Source organism: Arthrobacter sp. C9C5 (assembly GCF_013359735.1).
GTDB lineage: Bacteria > Actinomycetota > Actinomycetes > Actinomycetales > Micrococcaceae > Arthrobacter.
The window spans coordinates 120,580-137,200 of sequence record NZ_JABFMX010000008.1; the positions used below are offsets into that span (position 1 = coordinate 120,580).

At 68.3% G+C, this 16,621-nt stretch carries 15 protein-coding genes; 6 read left to right on the forward strand and 9 right to left on the reverse strand.

What is annotated here, in order from left to right; translation table 11 throughout:
• From HNO80_RS08325 to HNO80_RS08345, 5 genes are all read left to right on the forward strand, one after another.
• Positions 1–411 (forward strand): TOBE domain-containing protein, encoded by a 411-nt coding sequence (locus HNO80_RS08325; protein WP_175322375.1) that lies wholly within the window; start codon positions 1–3, stop codon positions 409–411.
• Positions 408–1,178 (forward strand): molybdate ABC transporter substrate-binding protein, encoded by a 771-nt coding sequence (gene modA, locus HNO80_RS08330; RefSeq protein WP_175322376.1) that lies wholly within the window; start codon positions 408–410, stop codon positions 1,176–1,178. Before HNO80_RS08325 ends, modA begins: the two co-directional genes overlap by 4 nt.
• Positions 1,175–2,008 (forward strand): ABC transporter permease, encoded by an 834-nt coding sequence (locus tag HNO80_RS08335; RefSeq protein ID WP_175322377.1) that lies wholly within the window; start codon positions 1,175–1,177, stop codon positions 2,006–2,008. The genes modA and HNO80_RS08335 overlap by 4 nt, the downstream gene beginning before the upstream one ends.
• Complete coding sequence (locus tag HNO80_RS08340) at positions 2,005–3,054, forward strand: sulfate/molybdate ABC transporter ATP-binding protein (protein ID WP_175322378.1); 1,050 nt, start codon at positions 2,005–2,007, stop codon at positions 3,052–3,054. The genes HNO80_RS08335 and HNO80_RS08340 overlap by 4 nt, the downstream gene beginning before the upstream one ends.
• Positions 3,055–3,162: 108 nt before the next feature.
• Positions 3,163–4,245, forward strand: a complete 1,083-nt coding sequence (locus HNO80_RS08345) for an SDR family oxidoreductase (protein WP_175322379.1) — start codon at positions 3,163–3,165, stop codon at positions 4,243–4,245.
• A gap of 69 nt (positions 4,246–4,314) precedes the next feature.
• Here HNO80_RS08345 and HNO80_RS08350 read toward each other — a convergent pair whose 3' ends face one another.
• From HNO80_RS08350 to HNO80_RS08375, 6 genes are all read right to left on the reverse strand, one after another.
• A complete protein-coding gene (locus HNO80_RS08350; protein ID WP_175322380.1) occupies positions 4,315–4,833 on the reverse strand; it encodes a carboxymuconolactone decarboxylase family protein in 519 nt (172 codons plus the stop codon).
• A 398-nt stretch (positions 4,834–5,231) separates the two neighbouring features.
• Positions 5,232–6,221 carry a glycerate kinase gene (locus HNO80_RS08355; RefSeq protein WP_175322381.1) on the reverse strand — a complete coding sequence of 330 codons (990 nt, stop codon included), beginning with the start codon at positions 6,219–6,221 and terminating at the stop codon, positions 5,232–5,234.
• Positions 6,222–6,225: 4 nt separating this feature from the next.
• Positions 6,226–7,158 carry a 3,5-dioxohexanoate:acetyl-CoA acetone transferase gene (kce, locus tag HNO80_RS08360; RefSeq protein ID WP_175322382.1) on the reverse strand — a complete coding sequence of 311 codons (933 nt, stop codon included), beginning with the start codon at positions 7,156–7,158 and terminating at the stop codon, positions 6,226–6,228.
• Positions 7,159–7,178: 20 nt separating this feature from the next.
• Positions 7,179–7,943, reverse strand: a complete 765-nt coding sequence (locus HNO80_RS08365; protein WP_175322383.1) for an SDR family oxidoreductase — start codon at positions 7,941–7,943, stop codon at positions 7,179–7,181.
• Between the two features lie 104 nt (positions 7,944–8,047).
• The gene (locus HNO80_RS08370; RefSeq protein ID WP_249777223.1) at positions 8,048–9,367 is read right to left on the reverse strand and encodes an MFS transporter; all 1,320 of its coding nucleotides are present in this window, start codon (positions 9,365–9,367) and stop codon (positions 8,048–8,050) included.
• 118 nt (positions 9,368–9,485) lie between these two features.
• The gene (locus tag HNO80_RS08375; RefSeq protein ID WP_175322384.1) at positions 9,486–10,544 is read right to left on the reverse strand and encodes a LacI family DNA-binding transcriptional regulator; all 1,059 of its coding nucleotides are present in this window, start codon (positions 10,542–10,544) and stop codon (positions 9,486–9,488) included.
• Between the two features lie 446 nt (positions 10,545–10,990).
• Between HNO80_RS08375 and clpB the strand changes: the two genes are divergently transcribed.
• Positions 10,991–13,648, forward strand: coding sequence for an ATP-dependent chaperone ClpB (clpB, locus tag HNO80_RS08380; protein WP_175322385.1), 2,658 nt, complete (start codon positions 10,991–10,993; stop codon positions 13,646–13,648).
• Between the two features lie 75 nt (positions 13,649–13,723).
• On the opposite strand, the gene HNO80_RS08385 is transcribed toward clpB, so the two are convergent.
• Genes HNO80_RS08385 through HNO80_RS08395 form a run of 3 tightly spaced genes read right to left on the reverse strand, consistent with a single transcriptional unit; the run spans position 13,724 to position 16,601 of the window.
• Positions 13,724–14,536, reverse strand: coding sequence for a class I SAM-dependent methyltransferase (locus HNO80_RS08385; RefSeq protein WP_175322386.1), 813 nt, complete (start codon positions 14,534–14,536; stop codon positions 13,724–13,726).
• Between the two features lie 9 nt (positions 14,537–14,545).
• The gene (locus HNO80_RS08390) at positions 14,546–16,162 is read right to left on the reverse strand and encodes a putative bifunctional diguanylate cyclase/phosphodiesterase (RefSeq protein WP_349627282.1); all 1,617 of its coding nucleotides are present in this window, start codon (positions 16,160–16,162) and stop codon (positions 14,546–14,548) included.
• Complete coding sequence (locus HNO80_RS08395) at positions 16,149–16,601, reverse strand: DUF7793 family protein (protein ID WP_502707831.1); 453 nt, start codon at positions 16,599–16,601, stop codon at positions 16,149–16,151. Before HNO80_RS08395 ends, HNO80_RS08390 begins: the two co-directional genes overlap by 14 nt.
• Positions 16,602–16,621 lie beyond the last annotated feature (20 nt).

The window sequence follows — 16,621 nt, forward strand, 5'->3', positions numbered from 1 at the left end:
ATGCCTAGTTTTCGCGTCTCAGAAGCCGCCCGGTTCCTCGGCGTCAGCGACGACACCGTCCGCCGCTGGACCGAGAACGGAAGCCTCACGCCGCTCAGGGATGAATCGGGCCGGCTCGCCGTGGACGGGCTTGAGCTCGCCACCCTGGCCCGGGAGCAGGCGAAACTGCCCGAGGATCCTGCCCGCGCCGGAAGTTCTGCCCGGAACCGCTTCGTGGGACTGGTCACCGCCATCACCGCGGACACCGTCATGGCTCAGGTGGAGCTGCAGTGCGGGCCGTTCCGGGTGGTGTCGCTGATGAGCAGCGAGGCGGTCCGCGAGCTCGGCCTGGAGCTTGGCTCCGTGGCCACCGCCGTCGTGAAAGCCACCACCGTGATCATCGAAAGCCCGCACGGAAAGGCCCTCATATGAGCCGGCTCCGGAAGGCCGCCGCCCTCCTGCTGGCGGGAGCCCTGGCAGCGGGGACCGCCGCCTGTGCCGCACCGGCCGGCGGGGGAGGGACGGACAAGAACCTGACGGTGTTCGCGGCGGCCTCGCTCAAGGCGCCCTTCACCGCCCTGGCGGGGGAGTTTGAGGCCAGCCACCCCGGGACCAGGGTCGTGCTCAGCTTCGCCGGGTCCGCCGACCTCGCCACCCAGCTCAGCCAAGGCGCGCCCGCGGACGTGTTCGCCTCCGCGGACCTGAAGAACATGGCCAAGGTCGCCGACGCGGGTTTGGTGTCGGGCACACCCCGTGACTTCGCCAGCAACGTCCTGGCCATCGCCGTGCCTCCGGCCAACCCCGCGGGCATCGAATCCTTCGCCGATCTGGCGAAACCCGGGGTCAAAGTGGTGGTGTGCGCGGCCCAGGTCCCGTGCGGAGCGGCGGCGAAGTCTGTCCAGGGGAAGACCGGCGTGGCCCTGAAGCCCGTCAGCGAGGAATCCTCCGTGACCGACGTGCTGGGCAAGGTCACCTCGGGAGAAGCCGACGCCGGACTCGTCTATGTCACCGACGTCAGGGCCGCCGGGAGCAAGGTCAGGGGGATCCCGTTCCCCGAGGCGGCCGCCGCCGTCAACCACTATCCGATCGCCGCGCTGAAGACCAGCAGGAACCAGGAGCTCTCGGACGCCTTCATTTCGCTGGTCACCGGAGCCGGAGGCCGGAAGGTCCTCGCCGACGCGGGCTTCGGCAGCCCGTGACGCGGCACGGCTACAGCGGCATTCCGCGCTGGGTGCTGGCCATCGCCGCGGCCGCGGCGCTGTTCGTCCTGCTGCCGCTCGCCGCCATGGTCGCCAGGGTCAACTGGCCGCAGTTCATCCCGCTCCTGACCTCGGAAGCCTCGCTCACGGCACTGGGGCTCAGCCTGCGCACGGCGGCGGCGAGCACCGTACTCTGTGTGCTGCTCGGCGTCCCGCTGGCCCTGGTGCTGGCCCGGGGCGATTTCCCGGGCCAGCGGCTGCTGCGCTCGTTCGTGCTGCTGCCGCTGGTGCTGCCGCCGGTGGTGGGCGGCATCGCGCTGCTCTACACCTTCGGCCGGCAAGGCCTGCTGGGCCGGAGCCTCGAGGTGGCCGGTATCCAGATCGCGTTCTCGACGACGGCGGTGGTACTCGCCCAGACCTTCGTCGCGCTGCCCTTCCTCGTGGTGAGCCTCGAAGGCGCGCTGCGCTCCGCCGGAAGCCGTTACGAGGCGGTGGCGGCAACCCTCGGCGCCCGTCCCACCACGGTGCTGCGCCGCGTCACCGTACCGCTGGTCCTGCCGGGCCTCGCCTCCGGGGCCGTGCTCTCCTTCGCCCGCAGCCTCGGCGAATTCGGCGCCACCCTCACCTTCGCCGGCAGCCTCCAGGGCGTCACCCGCACCCTGCCGCTGGAAATCTACCTGCAGCGCGAGACCGACGCCGACGCCGCCGTCGCGCTGTCGCTGCTGCTCGTCGCGGTGGCGGTCATCGTCGTCGGGCTCAGCTACCGGGGACCGGCAGCCGCCGGGCGCCGTGCGGGCAGCTCCGCGGGGTCCGGGCAGGTGCGGGGATGACGTTCACGCTCGACGCCGCCGTCGCTGCCCGGGGTTTTGACGTCTCGCTGAGCCTGGCTGAGGGCGAGACGGTGGCCGTGCTCGGGCCGAACGGGGCCGGGAAGTCCACCCTGCTCTCCATCGTCGCCGGCCTGCTCCGCCCCGATGCCGGACGTGCGCAGGTGGACGGCCGGATCCTCTTCGAGCTGGGGCCCGGGCTGAACGCCTGGACCGCGCCGCACCGCCGCGGCTCAGCCCTGCTGGCCCAGGAGCCGCTGCTGTTCCCGCATCTGACCGCGCTCGAAAACGTTGCCTTCGGCCCCCGGAGCGCCGGAGCCGCCAGGGCCCAGGCCAGGCAGACCGCCCGGCACTGGCTGGCGGAGGTGGATGCGGCGGACCTCGCCGGACGGCGGCCGGCGGAACTCTCCGGCGGGCAGGCCCAGCGGGTCGCGGTAGCCCGGGCACTGGCCGCCGACCCGGAACTGTTGCTGCTGGACGAGCCGATGGCCGCCCTGGACGTTCACGCGGCCCCGCTGCTGCGACGACTGCTGAAACGGGTCCTGGCCGGGCGCCGCGCCATCATCGTCACGCACGATGTCCTGGACGCCTACATGCTCGCTGACCGCGTGATCGTGCTGGAACAGGGCCGGATCACCGAGGATGGGCCCACCCGGGACGTGCTCCAGCGGCCCCGCAGCCGCTTCGCCGCCGGGCTGGCCGGGCTGAACCTCGTGGCCGGCACCGTCACCGGGACAGGGCTCCGGACGGCCGCTGGCCAGGAATTCGCCGGCCGGCATGAAGAACCGCCGGTTCCCGGCCAAAGCGGCGTGGCGGCCTTCCCGCCGTCGGCCGTCTCCGTCTTCCTTTCCGAAGCACACGGCAGCCCGCGCAACTCCTTCCCGGTCACGGTCACCGACCTGGAACCGCACGGCGACCAGATCCGGGTCCGGGCCGGGGAACTGTCCGCGGATGTCACCCCCGCTGCTTCCGCGGACCTTGGCCTGGCGCCCGGAGTGGGAGTCTATTTTGTGGTCAAGGCGGCGGCGGTGTCGATTTACCCGGCGTAGGTCTATTGAGGTGCCGGCCGGATAGTCGGCGGGCGGCCCCGGTGGCCCCGGGCAGGGCTGCACGGCCTAGGGTGGAGAGAGGCCCGCCCCGCAACCAGGAGGAATCTCGTGCACAACAGCCCAGCCCCAGCCCATGGACGCACCGCCCTGGTGGTCGGAGCCAGCGGCATTGCCGGGTCCGCCCTGGTCACCCTCCTTGCGGAAAGAGGCTGGGATGTCTTGGCCCTGTCCCGCGGCGGCGTTGCCCGTCCCGGGGTGCGGCCCATCAGTGCGGACCTCAGCTCACCGGAGAGCCTTACGGCCGCGCTGGCCGGCGAAAGCCCGACCCACGTGTTCTTCACCGCCTGGTCGCGGCAGGACACGGAGCGGGAAAACATCGAAGTCAACGCCGCGCTGCTGCGGAACCTGCTTAACGCCCTGCGCGACAGCCCGGTGGAACACGTCGCCCTGATGACCGGGCTGAAGCACTATCTGGGCCCCTTTGAGGCCTACGCCGCGGGGGAAATGCCGGACACGCCCTTCCATGAGGAGGAACCGCGGCTGCCCGTGCCCAACTTCTACTACGCCCAGGAGGACGAACTGGGGGCCGCGGCCGAACGCCAGGGGTTCAACTGGTCGGTTCACCGCGCCCACACGGTCATCGGCCACGCGGTGGGCAACGCCATGAACATGGGGATCACCCTCGCGGTGCAGGCGTCGCTCTGCAAGGAACTGAACCGGCCGTTCATCTTCCCCGGCTCGGAGACGCAGTGGAACAGCCTCACCGATATGACCGACAGCGGACTGCTGGCAGAACACATGCTCTGGGCAGCCACGGCGGAGACGGCGGGCAACCAGGCCTACAACATCGTCGACGGCGATGTCTTCCGCTGGCGCTGGATGTGGCCGCGCCTTGCCGCCTATTTCGGCGTCGAAGCCGTTGGTTTCGAAAACGAACCCAGGCCGCTGGAAGAACAGATGCGGGGCATGGAAACGGCGTGGGCGGACCTGGCCGCCCGGCACGGACTCGCCGAACCGGACCTGGGGCGGGTCTCCTCGTGGTGGCACACCGACGGCGACCTGGGACGCAACATCGAGGTGCTGGCCGACATGAGCAAGAGCCGCCTCGCGGGCTTCACCGGGTACCGCCGGACCCTGGACTCGTTCACGGGGCTGTTTGACCGGCTCCGGGCGGACCGCCTGATCCCGTAGCTGCCGGGCTGGCCGCCGGGCATCGCCGGCCGGTTCCTGCCGGCTGCGCCCGCCGGCCGCGGCGGCCGGTTACTCGGGCTTGGTTTCCTGGTCCTTGCTGCCCTGGGCCTTGTTCCGCACCGGGTGCTGGCTGACGATCGAGACGCGGTTGAAGGCGTTCATCGTGATCGCCAGCCAGCTGACCGCGGAGAACTCGACGTCGGTAAGGTGCTTGCGCGCCCGGCCTCCTTCACGCTCGCGGGCCTCGGCGTCGGAGATGTTGGTAATCGCCTCGGCCAGGGTCAGGGCGGCACGTTCCTTCTCGTTGAAAAGGGTGGTGTCGCGCCAGGCCGGGAGCACCGCCAGGCGCTGGGCTGATTCACCGTTCTTGATGGCATCGCTTACATGCAGGTCCAGGCAGAAGGCGCAGCCGTTGATCTGCGAGATGCGGACGTTTAGCAGCTCGATCAGCGTCTGGTCCAGCCCTGCGTCCTCCGCGGCCTCCTTGGCCTTCAGCCCCAGGCCGTTGAGGGCGCGCCACGCGGCAGGGTGCGACTTGTCCAGGAAAACGCTGCGGGTGCTGTGCTCGGGTGCCGAAGTCTCATCCATGAGTCCCAGATTACAGAGGTCCGCCAAGCCCTGCCCGCGCGTCATGTGACAAAGTTGTCAAACGTGTGACAAGCTTTACTCGTAGCCATTATTCGATCCGGTGGTCGGTTCCTTGGGGGAGCCGACCGCCGGATCGCTTCTTTTTGCGGGACATGCCCACTGCTGGACCCGGGAAGGACATGCCCAGTCCTGCGCTCGAGGAGTGGGCATATGCGGAATATGTCCATCGGCCACGGGCAGGGACGGGCATGTCCATTGCGCAGCGTGGGGACCGTGGGCGGACATGCCCAGTCCTGCATTCGAGGAGTGGGCATATGCGGATTATGTCCATCGGCCGGGGCCGGGGACGGACATGTCCAGCCGCGGCGATCGAAGACGGACATGTCCGACGGGCGGGGTCAGCCCAGGGCATGTCCCGTGATGCGGGCCAGCCGCGACCCCGCCGCCACCAGGGCTTCCACATCGCTCGCCACGATCACGCCGGCAAAGTTGTCTGCATAGTCGCCCAGGTCCTCATGGACGGAGCCGACGACGGCGTACACCGGCGTCGTGCCGCTCCGGGCCAGGATGGCGGCGATGATCTTGCCCTGGCTGGTCTGGGAGTCCAGCCGGCCCTCGCCGACCACCACCGCGGTGCTGGCCGCCGCGTGGGCATCGAAGCCGAGCAGGTCCAGGACGTGGTCCGCGCCGGACACCAGCCTGGCCCCGAACTTCGCCCACATGCCGCCGGAGAAGCCGCCGGCAGCCCCGGTGCGCGCCACCGGCCGGGGGTCCCGGCCCAGTTCGCGGGCAAACCTGTCCGCCAGCTCGTTGAGCCGCCTTGTGAGTACCTCCACCGTGGCCGGGCCGGCGCCCTTCTGCGGGCCGAAGACCCGGGCTGCGTCGGCGAAGCGGGTGGTCACGTCGCTGAGGACCACCACCTCGGCGCCGTTCAGGCCGCCCCGCTCCTCGATGGCGGCGATGGCGCCGGCCCCGCCGTCGGTTGTCGCGGAGCCGCCGGCCGCCACCAGCACCCGCCGGGCACCGAGCCGGACGGCCTCCGCCATCATCACCCCGGTGCCGTAGGTGCTGGCGCGGACAGGGTCCCGGTCACCGGTGCTGGGCAGGTTCAAGCCGCTGGCAAACGCAAGTTCGATGACGGCGGTGCCGTCCGGCGCCAGCGCGACGACCGACTCGACGTCGTCGCCCCAGGGTCCCACCGCGCGGACCCGGACCGGCCGGGCGTCGAGTCCCCGGACCAACACGTCGAAGGTTCCCTCGCCGCCGTCGGCCACTGGCAGTTCGACGGCGGCCGCCCCGGCAGCGCGGATGCCGGCGGCGATGTGGGCGCAGACGTCCGCGGCCGGGAAAGTTCCCTTGAAGCTGTCCGGGGCAACGAGGATGCTCACCGGCCTAGAATCCCACCTTGTCGCGGCCCTTGAGCTGCAGCATCTCGCGGGCCTCGTCCGGGGTGGCGATCTCGAAGTTGAGGGCCTCCAGGATGGTGCGGATCCGGGTGACCTGCTCGGCGTTGGACGTGGCGAGCTGGCCGGGGCCGATCCAGAGCGAGTCCTCCAGGCCGACGCGGACGTGTGAGCCCATGGCCGCACCGATCGTGGCGAGCGGCATCTGGTTCTTGCCGGCGCCCAGGATGGACCACTCGTAATCATCGCCCAACAGCCGGTCCGCGGTGCGGCGCATGTGCATGAGGTCTTCCGGGTGGGCGCCGATCCCGCCAAGCAGGCCAAAGACGGACTGGACGAACAGCGGGCCGCGGGCCAGGCCGCGGGCGTGGAAGTGCGCCAGGTTGTTCAGGTGGGAGATGTCGTAGCACTCGAACTCGAACCGGGTGCCGTTCTCGTTGCCGATGCCGAGGATGGTTTCAATGTCCTGGAAGGTGTTTTTGAAGACCAGGTCGCGGCTCTTTTCGAGTCCTTCGCGCTCCCACTCGTGGCCGAAGTCCGTGAAACGGTCCAGCATCGGGTACAGGCCGAAGTTCATCGACCCCATGTTCAGCGAGGCCAGTTCGGGCTTGAACAGCGCGGCTGGCTGCATGCGCTCCTCCACGGTCATGTGGGGGGAGCCGCCGGTGGTGATGTTGATGACGGCGTCGGTGTTGCGCTTGAGCTTGTCCAGGATCGGGGCGAAGTGCTCCGGGTCCTGCGAGGGCCGGCCGTCCTTCGGGTCGCGGGCATGCATGTGGACGATCGCGGCGCCGGCTTCGGCGGCACCGATCGCGGCGTCGGCGATTTCGTCCGGGGACACCGGCAGGTGCGGGGACATGGACGGGGTGTGGATGGCGCCGGTGACGGCGCTGGTGATGATGACTTTGCGTGCAGCAGCCATGGGGGTCGCTCCTTCGGGGCTCAGTAAAGCTTTTCGGTGTTGCCGTCGACGGCGAGGGCCTGGCCGTTGACGTTGCGGGCTAGGTCGCTCGCGGCGAAGGCGGCCATGTTCGCGATGTCCTCGGCCTCGATCAGCCGGCCGAGGGAGGACTGGTTGTGGTAGAGCTCGGAGACCTGGTCCGCCGGGAGGTCCAGCATCTGCGCCTTGGCGGCGATGACGGCGTCGATCCGGGGCCCGTTGACGGCGCCGGGGCAGATCGCGTTGACCCGGATCCGGTCCGGTCCCAGTTCGATTGCGAGCGTTTTGGTCAGCCCGACGACGGCCCACTTGGAGGCGGAGTAGGCGCTGCGCCCGGCCATGCCGAGCCGGCCGGCCGCGGAGGAGAGGTTCACGATCGAGGCGCCGCTGCCCTTCCGGAGCAGTGGCAGCGCGTGTTTGATGCAGTAGAACTGGCCGTGGATGTTGACGTCGAAGGTGGCCTTCCAGGCGGCGGCGTCGAGGGTTTCGAGCGGGCCGGTGGGCCCGGCGATGCCGGCATTGTTGACCAGCACGTCCAGGCCGCCCAGCTCCTCGGCCACCGTGGCCATGAGATCGCGCACCTGGGCCTCGTCGGAGACGTCGCTGACCGCGGCGGCGAGGCCGTTGACGCGGGCCTTCTCGACGGCGTCGGGGTCAATGTCGGTGACGAAGACGGCGGCGCCGAGCGCCTGGAACTTGCTTGCGATGGCCAGGCCGATGCCGTTGGCGCCGGCGGTGACCAGGACGCGTTTTGCGGTGAAATCCATGGGTATTCCTTGCGGTGGTGGTTCGGTGAGCGGCTCCGCCGGCGCGCAGGGGCGCCGGCGGAGCGTTGGCAGTGGAGCGTTCGGTGGCGGCCGGCGTCGGGCGCTTAGTGGGCGGCTGGGACGACGTCGGGCTTCTCGGTGCCGCGCTTGAGCATCAGGGACAGCAGTGCACCGATGATGCACATGCCCACGATGAACCACAGGCCGGAGAGCTTGGAGCCGGTGGCGTCCTGCATGAAGCCCATGACGTACGGGCCGAGGAAGCCGCCGAGCAGGCCGATGGTGTTGACGAAGGCGATGCCGCCGGCGAGGGCGGCGCCGCTGAGGCGGGTGGCCGGGTAGGTGAAGAGGATCGGCTGCAGGGCGAAGAAGTTGAAGGCCGCGAGGCAGAAGCCGATCATGCCGAGCAGCGGGCCGCCGACGGCGCCGAGCGCGAAGCCGGCGATGATGCCGATCATGGTGCCGGTGACCAGGAGGCGGGAGCGCTTGCCGTCGGTGGCGAAGCGGGGGACCAGCAGGGCGCCGGCGGCGGAGAAGATCCACGGGATGGCGGTCAGCAGGCCGATCTGGAGCGGGTTGAGCTTGCCGTAGGTGCCGATGATGGAGGGCAGGAAGTAGGAGAGGGCGTAGACGGCGATCTGGTGGGTGAAGTAGACGCCCACGACCAGGAGGATCTGCTTGTCCTTGAGTGCGTCGCGGAGGCGGTGGTTGCCGGAGGCTTCGGCGCCGGCCTGCTCTTCGGCGGCGATCCGGGCCTCGAGATCGGCGGCTTCCTCGGTGCTGAGGAACTTGGCCTGGCTGGGCCGGTCCGGGAGCTTCTTCCAGACGACGTAGGCCAGGACGCACGCCGGCAGGCCTTCGACCAGGAACATCCACTGCCAGCCGTGCAGGCCGCCGAGGCCGTCCAGGGTCAGCAACAGGCCGCCGAGCGGGGCGCCGACGATGTTGGCGATCGAGACGCCCAGCAGGAACATGCCGTTGGCCTTGGCGCGGTCCTTGACCACGAACCACTGGGTCAGGAAGTACATGACGCCGGGGAAGAGTCCGGCCTCGGCGACGCCGAGCAGCATCCGCATGATGTAGAAGGACCACTCGCCCTGCACAAAGGCCATGCCGGCGGAGATGATGCCCCAGGTGATCATGATCCGCATGATCCAAAAGCGTGCGCCCACCTTGTGCATGATCAGGTTCGAGGGGATCTCGGAGAGGGCGTAGGTCAGGAAGAACAGGCCGGCGCCGATGCCGTAGGCGGTGGCGGAGATGCCGAGGTCAATCTCCAGGCGGTCCTTGGCCATACCGATGTTGGTGCGGTCCAGGAACGCCATGATGTAGGCGCCGATCAGCAGCGGCATGACTCGGCGGAGGATCACGCCGTTAATTTCCTGCGGTGTGCGCATCTTCGTTGGTGCGGATACAACTGACATGGGTCTTCGTCCTTGAATTGGGGTCAGGATTGTTGGTCGGGGTGGACAGCGGGCAGCGTTCAAGCAGCAGTCGGCGCTGCCAGGTGGTGCGTTTGGGGAGCTTCGGTTGATGTGGTGATTAGGGGAGTGCGGGGGTGCAGCCGCAGGTGCGGCCGATGTGGAGGCGGTGCCGGCACACCAGCGAGGTGTAGCTGCGGGACGGGGCTTCAATGCGTTTGAGCAGCATGGCGAAGGCCTCGTGGGCCATTTCCTGCTGCGGCTGGACAATGCTGGTCAGGTTGATCAGTCCGGAGCGGCTGTGCGGCAGCCCGTCGCAGCCGGCCACGGCCACGTCCTCCGGGATCCGCAGGCCCCGGGCCAGGGCATATTCCATGACGCCGATGGCGAGCTCGTCGCTGCCGCAGACCACTGCCTGCGGCGGCGTTCCGGAGGCGAAGAGGCGTTCCGCGGCCAGCCGGCCGCCCTCGTTGTTCACCCGGGTGCTGATCTTGCGGTCTCCGCTGATGACGACGCCGGCGGCGGCCGCCGTCCGCACGAAGGCCTGTTCCCGGGCCAGTGAGGCGGTGGAAAAGCGGGGGCCGATCACGGTGGCGATCTCGGTGTAGCCGTGGGCGAGCATGTGCTGCATCAGCAGGGTCGCCGCGGCGTCGTCGTCGATCCCGACAAAGTCGGAGTCCAGGAAGTCCGCCCGGCGGGACAGGCAGACGTAGGGGATCCGGGCGGACCTCAGGGTGCGGAGGGCACGCGCGTCGTCCCGGAGCGAGGCGGCGAGGATGACGCCGTCCACGTTGCGGTTCGCGAGCGTGGACGTGACCTGGGCGAGGACCTCCGGATCGTCCTGGGTGGTGGCGACAAAGACCTCGTAGCCGGAATCGGCTGCCGCGGAAATGACGCCCTGGGCCCAGCGGGGGAACATCGGGTTGATGATGTTGGGCAGGATGAGGCCGATCACGCGGGTGCGCTGCAGATCAGTGGACTGGGAGGACTTACGGGGCCTGAAGCCCAACTCGTTCGCCACGTGGATGATGTGGCGCCGGGTCTCCGGCGAGACGCCGCCCTTGCCGTTGAGGACGTATGACACCGCGGCGGAGGAGACGCCAGCCGCGCGGGCCACGGCAGCCGCGGAAACCGGTGCAACGGGGCCATCGGCGGCAACGGTGGCGGCTTGCTCCTGCATTCTGACCCTCCTTCGCATCGGTTTGCGTCCCTGTGACCTCAGTTACAGTAATTAGCCCGCGCAACGTTAAGCAACGTTAAGTGATGCGGCTTGGGCGGACCGGTTTTTGCAGCCCCTCGGATGGGCATGCCCATCCTTCGACGCCTGGTCGCAGGGGACATGTCCGGCCCAAGCTTCGAGCGATGAGCATATTCGGATTATGTCCAGTGGCCCGCGCCCGGGATGGGCATGTCCGGAAGGGCGGACCGTGGCCACGGGACATGCCCACTTGGCAGCGCGAAGGATGGGCATGTCCGTCGGTCCAGGAGCGCCTCGGTGCCCGCGGGGGACTCCGGCCCTAGACAGCAGTTTCGCCGTGGGCAAACATGGAGCCAAAGGAGCCAATTCCAAAGTTGAGCGGGCTAGACTCAACTTTGACGACAGTTTGATCCCGGAAGGAGCTCTCTTTGGACGCGAAATTCACCACCAAGAGCCAGGAGGCTCTTTCGGCAGCAGCCATGAACGCCTCGACGGCCGGAAACCCGCAGCTGGAACCGGCCCACCTGCTTAAGGCGCTCATGGACCAGCGCGAGGGGGTCGCCGTCGCGCTCCTCCGCGCCACCGGGACCGATCCGGATGCGGTCAGCGTCCAGGCCAGCTCCGCCATCAAGGCCCTCCCGTCGACGTCGGGCAGCTCGGTGCAGCAGGCCCAGCTTTCCCGCACCGCGATGCAGGCCATCAAGAACGCCCAGAACGAGGCGGAACGGCTCGGGGACACCTTCGTCTCCACCGAACACCTGCTGCTCGGCCTCGCCTCCGGCAGCGACGACGTCGGGCGGCTGCTCCGCGATGCCGGCGCCTCCCACGAGGCGCTGCTCGCGGCCCTGCCCGGGGTCCGCGGGGACCGCAAAGTGGACAACGCCGACCCCGAAAACACCTTCCAGGCGCTGGAGAAGTTCGGCACCGACCTGACCGCGATCGCGCGCTCGGGCAAGCTGGACCCGGTGATCGGGCGCGACGCCGAGATCCGCCGCATCATCCAGGTGCTCAGCCGCCGCACCAAGAACAACCCGGTGATCATCGGTGAGCCCGGCGTCGGCAAGACCGCCGTCGTCGAAGGCCTGGCCCAGCGGATCGTGGCCGGCGACGTGCCGGAGAGCCTGCGCGGCAAGACCCTGGTCGCCCTGGACCTGGCCTCGATGGTGGCGGGCGCCAAGTACCGCGGCGAATTCGAGGAGCGGCTCAAGGCGGTGCTGGAGGAGATCAAGAGCTCCGAGGGCCAGATCGTCACCTTCATCGACGAGCTCCACACCGTGGTCGGCGCGGGCGCCTCCGGGGACAGCTCGATGGACGCCGGCAACATGCTCAAGCCCATGCTCGCCCGCGGCGAACTCCGGCTGATCGGCGCCACCACGCTGGACGAATACCGCGAGAACATCGAAAAGGACCCGGCCCTGGAACGCCGCTTCCAGCAGGTCTTCGTCGGCGAACCGAGCGTGGATGACACGATCGGCATCCTGCGCGGACTCAAGGAACGCTACGAGGCGCACCACAAGGTCTCCATCTCCGACTCCGCCCTGGTGGCCGCGGCGACGCTGTCCAACCGGTACATCTCCGGCCGGCAGCTGCCGGACAAGGCGATCGACCTCGTGGACGAGGCCGCGTCCCGGCTGCGGATGGAAATCGACTCCGCCCCGGAAGAGATCGACCAGTTGCGCCGCCAGGTGGACCGGCTGACCATGGAGGAACTGGCCCTGGCCGGCGAAACCGATCCGGCCTCGGTGGAACGCCTTGCCGCCCTGCGCGCGGACATGGCGGACAAGAAGGAGGAGCTCGCGGCCCTGAACGCCCGCTGGGAAACCGAGAAAGCGGGCCTGAACCGTGCCGGCGACCTGCGCGCCAAGCTGGACGAACTGCGGTCAGCGGAGGAAAAGGCTGAGCGCGAAGGCGACTTCGAGACCGCGTCCCGGATCCTCTACGGCGAGATCCCGGCCCTGGAGCGTGAACTCAAGGCCGCGGCCGAGGCCGAAGCCGCCGTGACCGACAAGTCCGGGCAGATGGTGGCCGACGAGGTCACCGCGGACGACATCGCCGAGGTGATCTCCGCGTGGACCGGCATCCCGGCCGGGCGCATGCTGCAGGGCGAGAGCCAGAAGCTGCTGGAGATGGAGCACGTCCTGGGCGAGCGGCTGATCGGCCAGACCAAGGCCGTCACCGCCGTCTCGGACGCCGTGCGCCGGGCCCGCGCCGGCATCAGCGACCCCAACCGGCCCACCGGATCCTTCCTCTTCCTGGGCCCCACCGGCGTCGGAAAGACCGAGCTGGCCAAGTCGCTCGCGGACTTCCTCTTCGACGACGAGCGGGCCATGGTGCGGATCGACATGTCCGAGTACTCGGAGAAGCACTCCGTGGCCCGGCTCGTCGGGGCGCCTCCGGGCTACGTGGGCTACGAGGAAGGCGGCCAGCTGACCGAGGCCGTCCGCCGTCGTCCGTACTCCGTGCTGCTGCTGGACGAGGTGGAGAAGGCCCACCCGGAGGTCTTCGACATCCTCCTGCAGGTGCTCGATGACGGCCGCCTCACCGACGGACAGGGCCGCACCGTGGACTTCCGCAACGTGATCCTGGTCCTGACCTCCAACCTGGGCAGCCAGTTCCTCGTGGACCCGAACCTGGACGCCGCCGCCAAGCGGGACGCGGTCATGGCCACGGTGCACGCCTCCTTCAAACCCGAATTCCTGAACCGGCTCGACGAGGTGGTGCTCTTCGACCCGCTGAGCGTCGAGGAACTCGCCCAGATCGTGGAGCTGCAGGTCAAGGAACTGGGCGAACGGCTCAAGGGCCGCCGCCTCACCCTGGAAGTATCGGAGGGCGCGCGGGCCTGGCTGGCCGTCACCGGCTTCGACCCCGCTTACGGCGCCCGGCCGCTGCGCCGCCTGGTGCAGCGGGAGATCGGCGACCGGCTGGCCAAGTCCATTCTGGCCGGCGAGATCGCCGACGGCGACACGGTCCTGGTGGACACCGCCCCGGATCTGATGGAGCTCACCATGGGCGGCCCGGACGTGTCCGCGCGGCCCGACGGCGGCGCCTCCACCGGCAGCGGGCTCTCGGTCCGCCGCAAGGAGTAACGCAAGGAGTAACGCCGCCAACGGCAAAGGGCCGCCCGCCGGATTGCAACCGGCGCGCGGCCCTTTCGTTGAATGTCAGTTCTTTTGGTGAGGGGCCTTGCCGGTTCCCGCCATGAGGGCGAAATATCCCGGAACGCTCTGGCGGGCATTCTCGGACCTCATTGGGACCACTTCGATGCTGATCGGGCCGTCCTCGATGAGCTGCCAGTCCGCGTCCGGGAACAAGGCGTGGCGTTCGCGGGCACCGAAGCGGCCCGGCCTTGGCAGGTTTTCCAGCGCCCGCCGCAGCGGGCGCGGTACGTTCTCCCGGGTGGCCCCGAGTTCCGCCAAATAGTCGAGGCTGTTTCCGGGGAAATTGGTTTCCGCTAAGAAGACCCGGCCCTTGTCACCGGCGACCGTGCGCAGGTTTTCCGCCACGGCGGCTTGCTTGTCCGGTTTCAGGACGTGAAAGACTCCGCGGACGAAGACGTTGGCTGGGCCCAGCCGCTCCAAGAGAAGTCCTCCCGCGCCTGTATCCGCAGCATCCAGAACCATAAAGTCAGCGTTGGGGATATCCTTTGATTCCGCAGCCGCTCGGTCGATGGCCCCGGCGGACACATCGATTCCGAGCACCCGTGGAAAAAGCCCGGCCAGCCACCGGGTGTACGTTCCATTGCCGCAGCCCACGTCAACGACCGGAAGGGCCGGATCAAAGTGGGCGCGGATCAGATCCGCGTACTGCCCGCGCTCTGCAGCGGAGTCGGCGTCCCAGAGAACGTCTCCGGCCCTGCCCGTCGTGTGGATACCCTTCCAGTACTTGTCCCAAGCGGCATGCGGATCCCTCGGTGCCCGGGACGCGAGACGAACCACTGTTGGGATAAGCCGTATGCGGTCCCAGAGCTTTGCCATGCCGTCACTTTACCTTTGCTGTCCGGCAGTGCGGAGCCGTTTAAGTACCTCTACAGCGGGCTCGGGACGTCCGAAGTAGTAGCCCTGCCCGTAGAGGCAACCCATAGCCTGGAGTTGGGCGGCCTGCCCGGCCGTTTCGATGCCCTCCACGATCGCCTCGAGCTCGGCCGCTGAGATCAGCTGGAGGATGGCAGAAACGAATTTCTGCTGCCGGGGGTCGGACTCGAGGTCCTTGATGAGGGAGTGGTCCACCTTGACTGTGTCTGCGGGAAGAGTCCGGAGGTAGCTGATGGACGAGTACCCGGTGCCGAAGTCGTCAATCTGCAATCCCACACCCATTGCGCGGAGTGCTCTCAGCACCTGTTCCTCTCCCGCTCCGGGGGACATCAGGACGGTTTCGGTGATCTCCAGCACCAACCGGCCCGGTTCCACGTCGTTCGTGGCCAACGTGTCCCGGATGTCCTGCAACAGGTCGCCCCTGAGGAGCTCGGCGGCCGAGAGATTGATGTGCAGGCGGAAGTCGGTGAGACCGGGTGCCTCTCGTTTCCACCGACTCAGCTGAGAGATTCCTTCGTGCAGGATCCATCGCCCCAGCTCAAGGATGAGGCCGGTTTCTTCCGCAATGCCGATGAAGTTGTCCGGCATGATGGTTCCGTGGACGGGGTGGTGCCACCGGACGAGGGCCTCTACGCCGGCGACTCTCCCGGAGGCGAGTTCAATGACCGGCTGGTAAAGAAGTGCCAGCTGTCCGTCGGAGGCCGCCGTGCGCAACTCGGCTGTTATCCGCGACCGCTCCCTGACGGCGTCGAGCATATCCGGGTGGAAGCGCTCGATTCTGTTCCGTCCTTGGGCTTTGGCCTGATACATGGCGATGTCGGCGTCGCGCATGAGTTCCTCTGAGCTATGTCCGGGGTTGCGAAGGCAGATCCCGATGCTGGCCGTGGTCCAGACCGTTTCGGATCCCACGTGCATGCACTCCTGCAGGGCTTCCCGCGCTCGGTGCGCTATGTGGACGACCTCCTCCTCGGTCGCCCCGGCGATGAGGACGGCAAATTCATCCCCGCCAAGACGCGCCACGGTGTCCGATGCCCGGACCACGGAGCGGAGACGGCTGGAGACCTCCACGAGTACGGCATCACCGGCGCTGTGTCCCATGGTGTCGTTAATGGCTTTGAAGGAATCCAGATCCAGCACCAGAACCGCCGCGGCGCTGCCGCCCTGTGCGCTGGCGCCAATCGCGTCCTGGATTCGCTCGCTGAGCAAGGTCCGATTGGCCAGGCCCGTCAAAGCATCGGTTTTCGCCATCTGCTCCAGCTCAACCTGGGTGCGCCGCAACATGGCGGTTCGGGCAGCCACCCGTTCTTCCAGGTCCGAATGGATATAGCCGAGCTCTTCGGCGAGGAGATTGACGCCGGTAATGACGGCATCGATCTCATCGCGTTGGTCCGAGGGTTCGATCCGCGCACTCAGCTCGCCGGCAGCAAGCCGGACAATGCCGTCGACCAGCAGCTGCAGGCGGCCGTCTGCAGCCCCCTCGGCCGGAGCCGCGCAGGGAAAAGTCTCAGGAACGTCGACAGTTGCGATGCGGTCTTGTCGTTGCCGCTCCCCACTTTCACCCGTCGGCACTGAGCCATTCCATGGCGTCGGTGCGGGACGTGAAAAACCGCGTTGGGCAAGGCGGTATGTGCACGCCCAGGAAGAAGTTCGCCAAGACCCGGTCCACGGGCGAACGTCCCAGCAGGGCGATGCGGGAGGCGCTGCACGGTATGGACCAGATACTTCTGGCTTCACGGCTGACGGAAGCCACCGCCGCCATGTCGACAAGCATCGGATGCGGGACGCCCTGGCAGACCTCGTTCACTTTCGACATTGCCGCCCGGGCATCCGCGACCTCAATGCTGATCCCCGGTAGCCACTGCAGGTGGATGTAGCCGTCAGCGAGAAGTTTGACGCTCCCCTTTCCACCGTCGACAGAATCCGGTGCCACGACCATGTCTCCTCCTGAATGGGCAGCCGAGAGATTCAGCAACACCTCAAAGGTACCGTTGGTTCCGCTGGTGTCCATGAAAAACCCGCCGCCGGGCG

Excerpts from the sequence above, each read along its gene's own strand:
- HNO80_RS08325 (WP_175322375.1), top strand. The coding sequence starts at position 1 with ATGCCTAGTTTTCGCGTCTCAGAAGCCGCCCGGTTCCTCGGCGTCAGC.
- modA (WP_175322376.1), top strand. The coding sequence starts at position 408 with ATGAGCCGGCTCCGGAAGGCCGCCGCCCTCCTGCTGGCGGGAGCCCTG.
- HNO80_RS08340 (WP_175322378.1), top strand. The coding sequence starts at position 2,005 with ATGACGTTCACGCTCGACGCCGCCGTCGCTGCCCGGGGTTTTGACGTC.
- HNO80_RS08350 (WP_175322380.1), bottom strand. The coding sequence starts at position 4,833 with ATGGATGAGACTTCGGCACCCGAGCACAGCACCCGCAGCGTTTTCCTG.
- kce (WP_175322382.1), bottom strand. The coding sequence starts at position 7,158 with ATGGCTGCTGCACGCAAAGTCATCATCACCAGCGCCGTCACCGGCGCC.
- HNO80_RS08365 (WP_175322383.1), bottom strand. The coding sequence starts at position 7,943 with ATGGATTTCACCGCAAAACGCGTCCTGGTCACCGCCGGCGCCAACGGC.
- HNO80_RS08370 (WP_249777223.1), bottom strand. The coding sequence starts at position 9,367 with ATGTCAGTTGTATCCGCACCAACGAAGATGCGCACACCGCAGGAAATT.
- HNO80_RS08375 (WP_175322384.1), bottom strand. The coding sequence starts at position 10,544 with ATGCAGGAGCAAGCCGCCACCGTTGCCGCCGATGGCCCCGTTGCACCG.
- HNO80_RS08385 (WP_175322386.1), bottom strand. The coding sequence starts at position 14,536 with ATGGCAAAGCTCTGGGACCGCATACGGCTTATCCCAACAGTGGTTCGT.
- HNO80_RS08395 (WP_502707831.1), bottom strand. The coding sequence starts at position 16,601 with ATGGACACCAGCGGAACCAACGGTACCTTTGAGGTGTTGCTGAATCTC.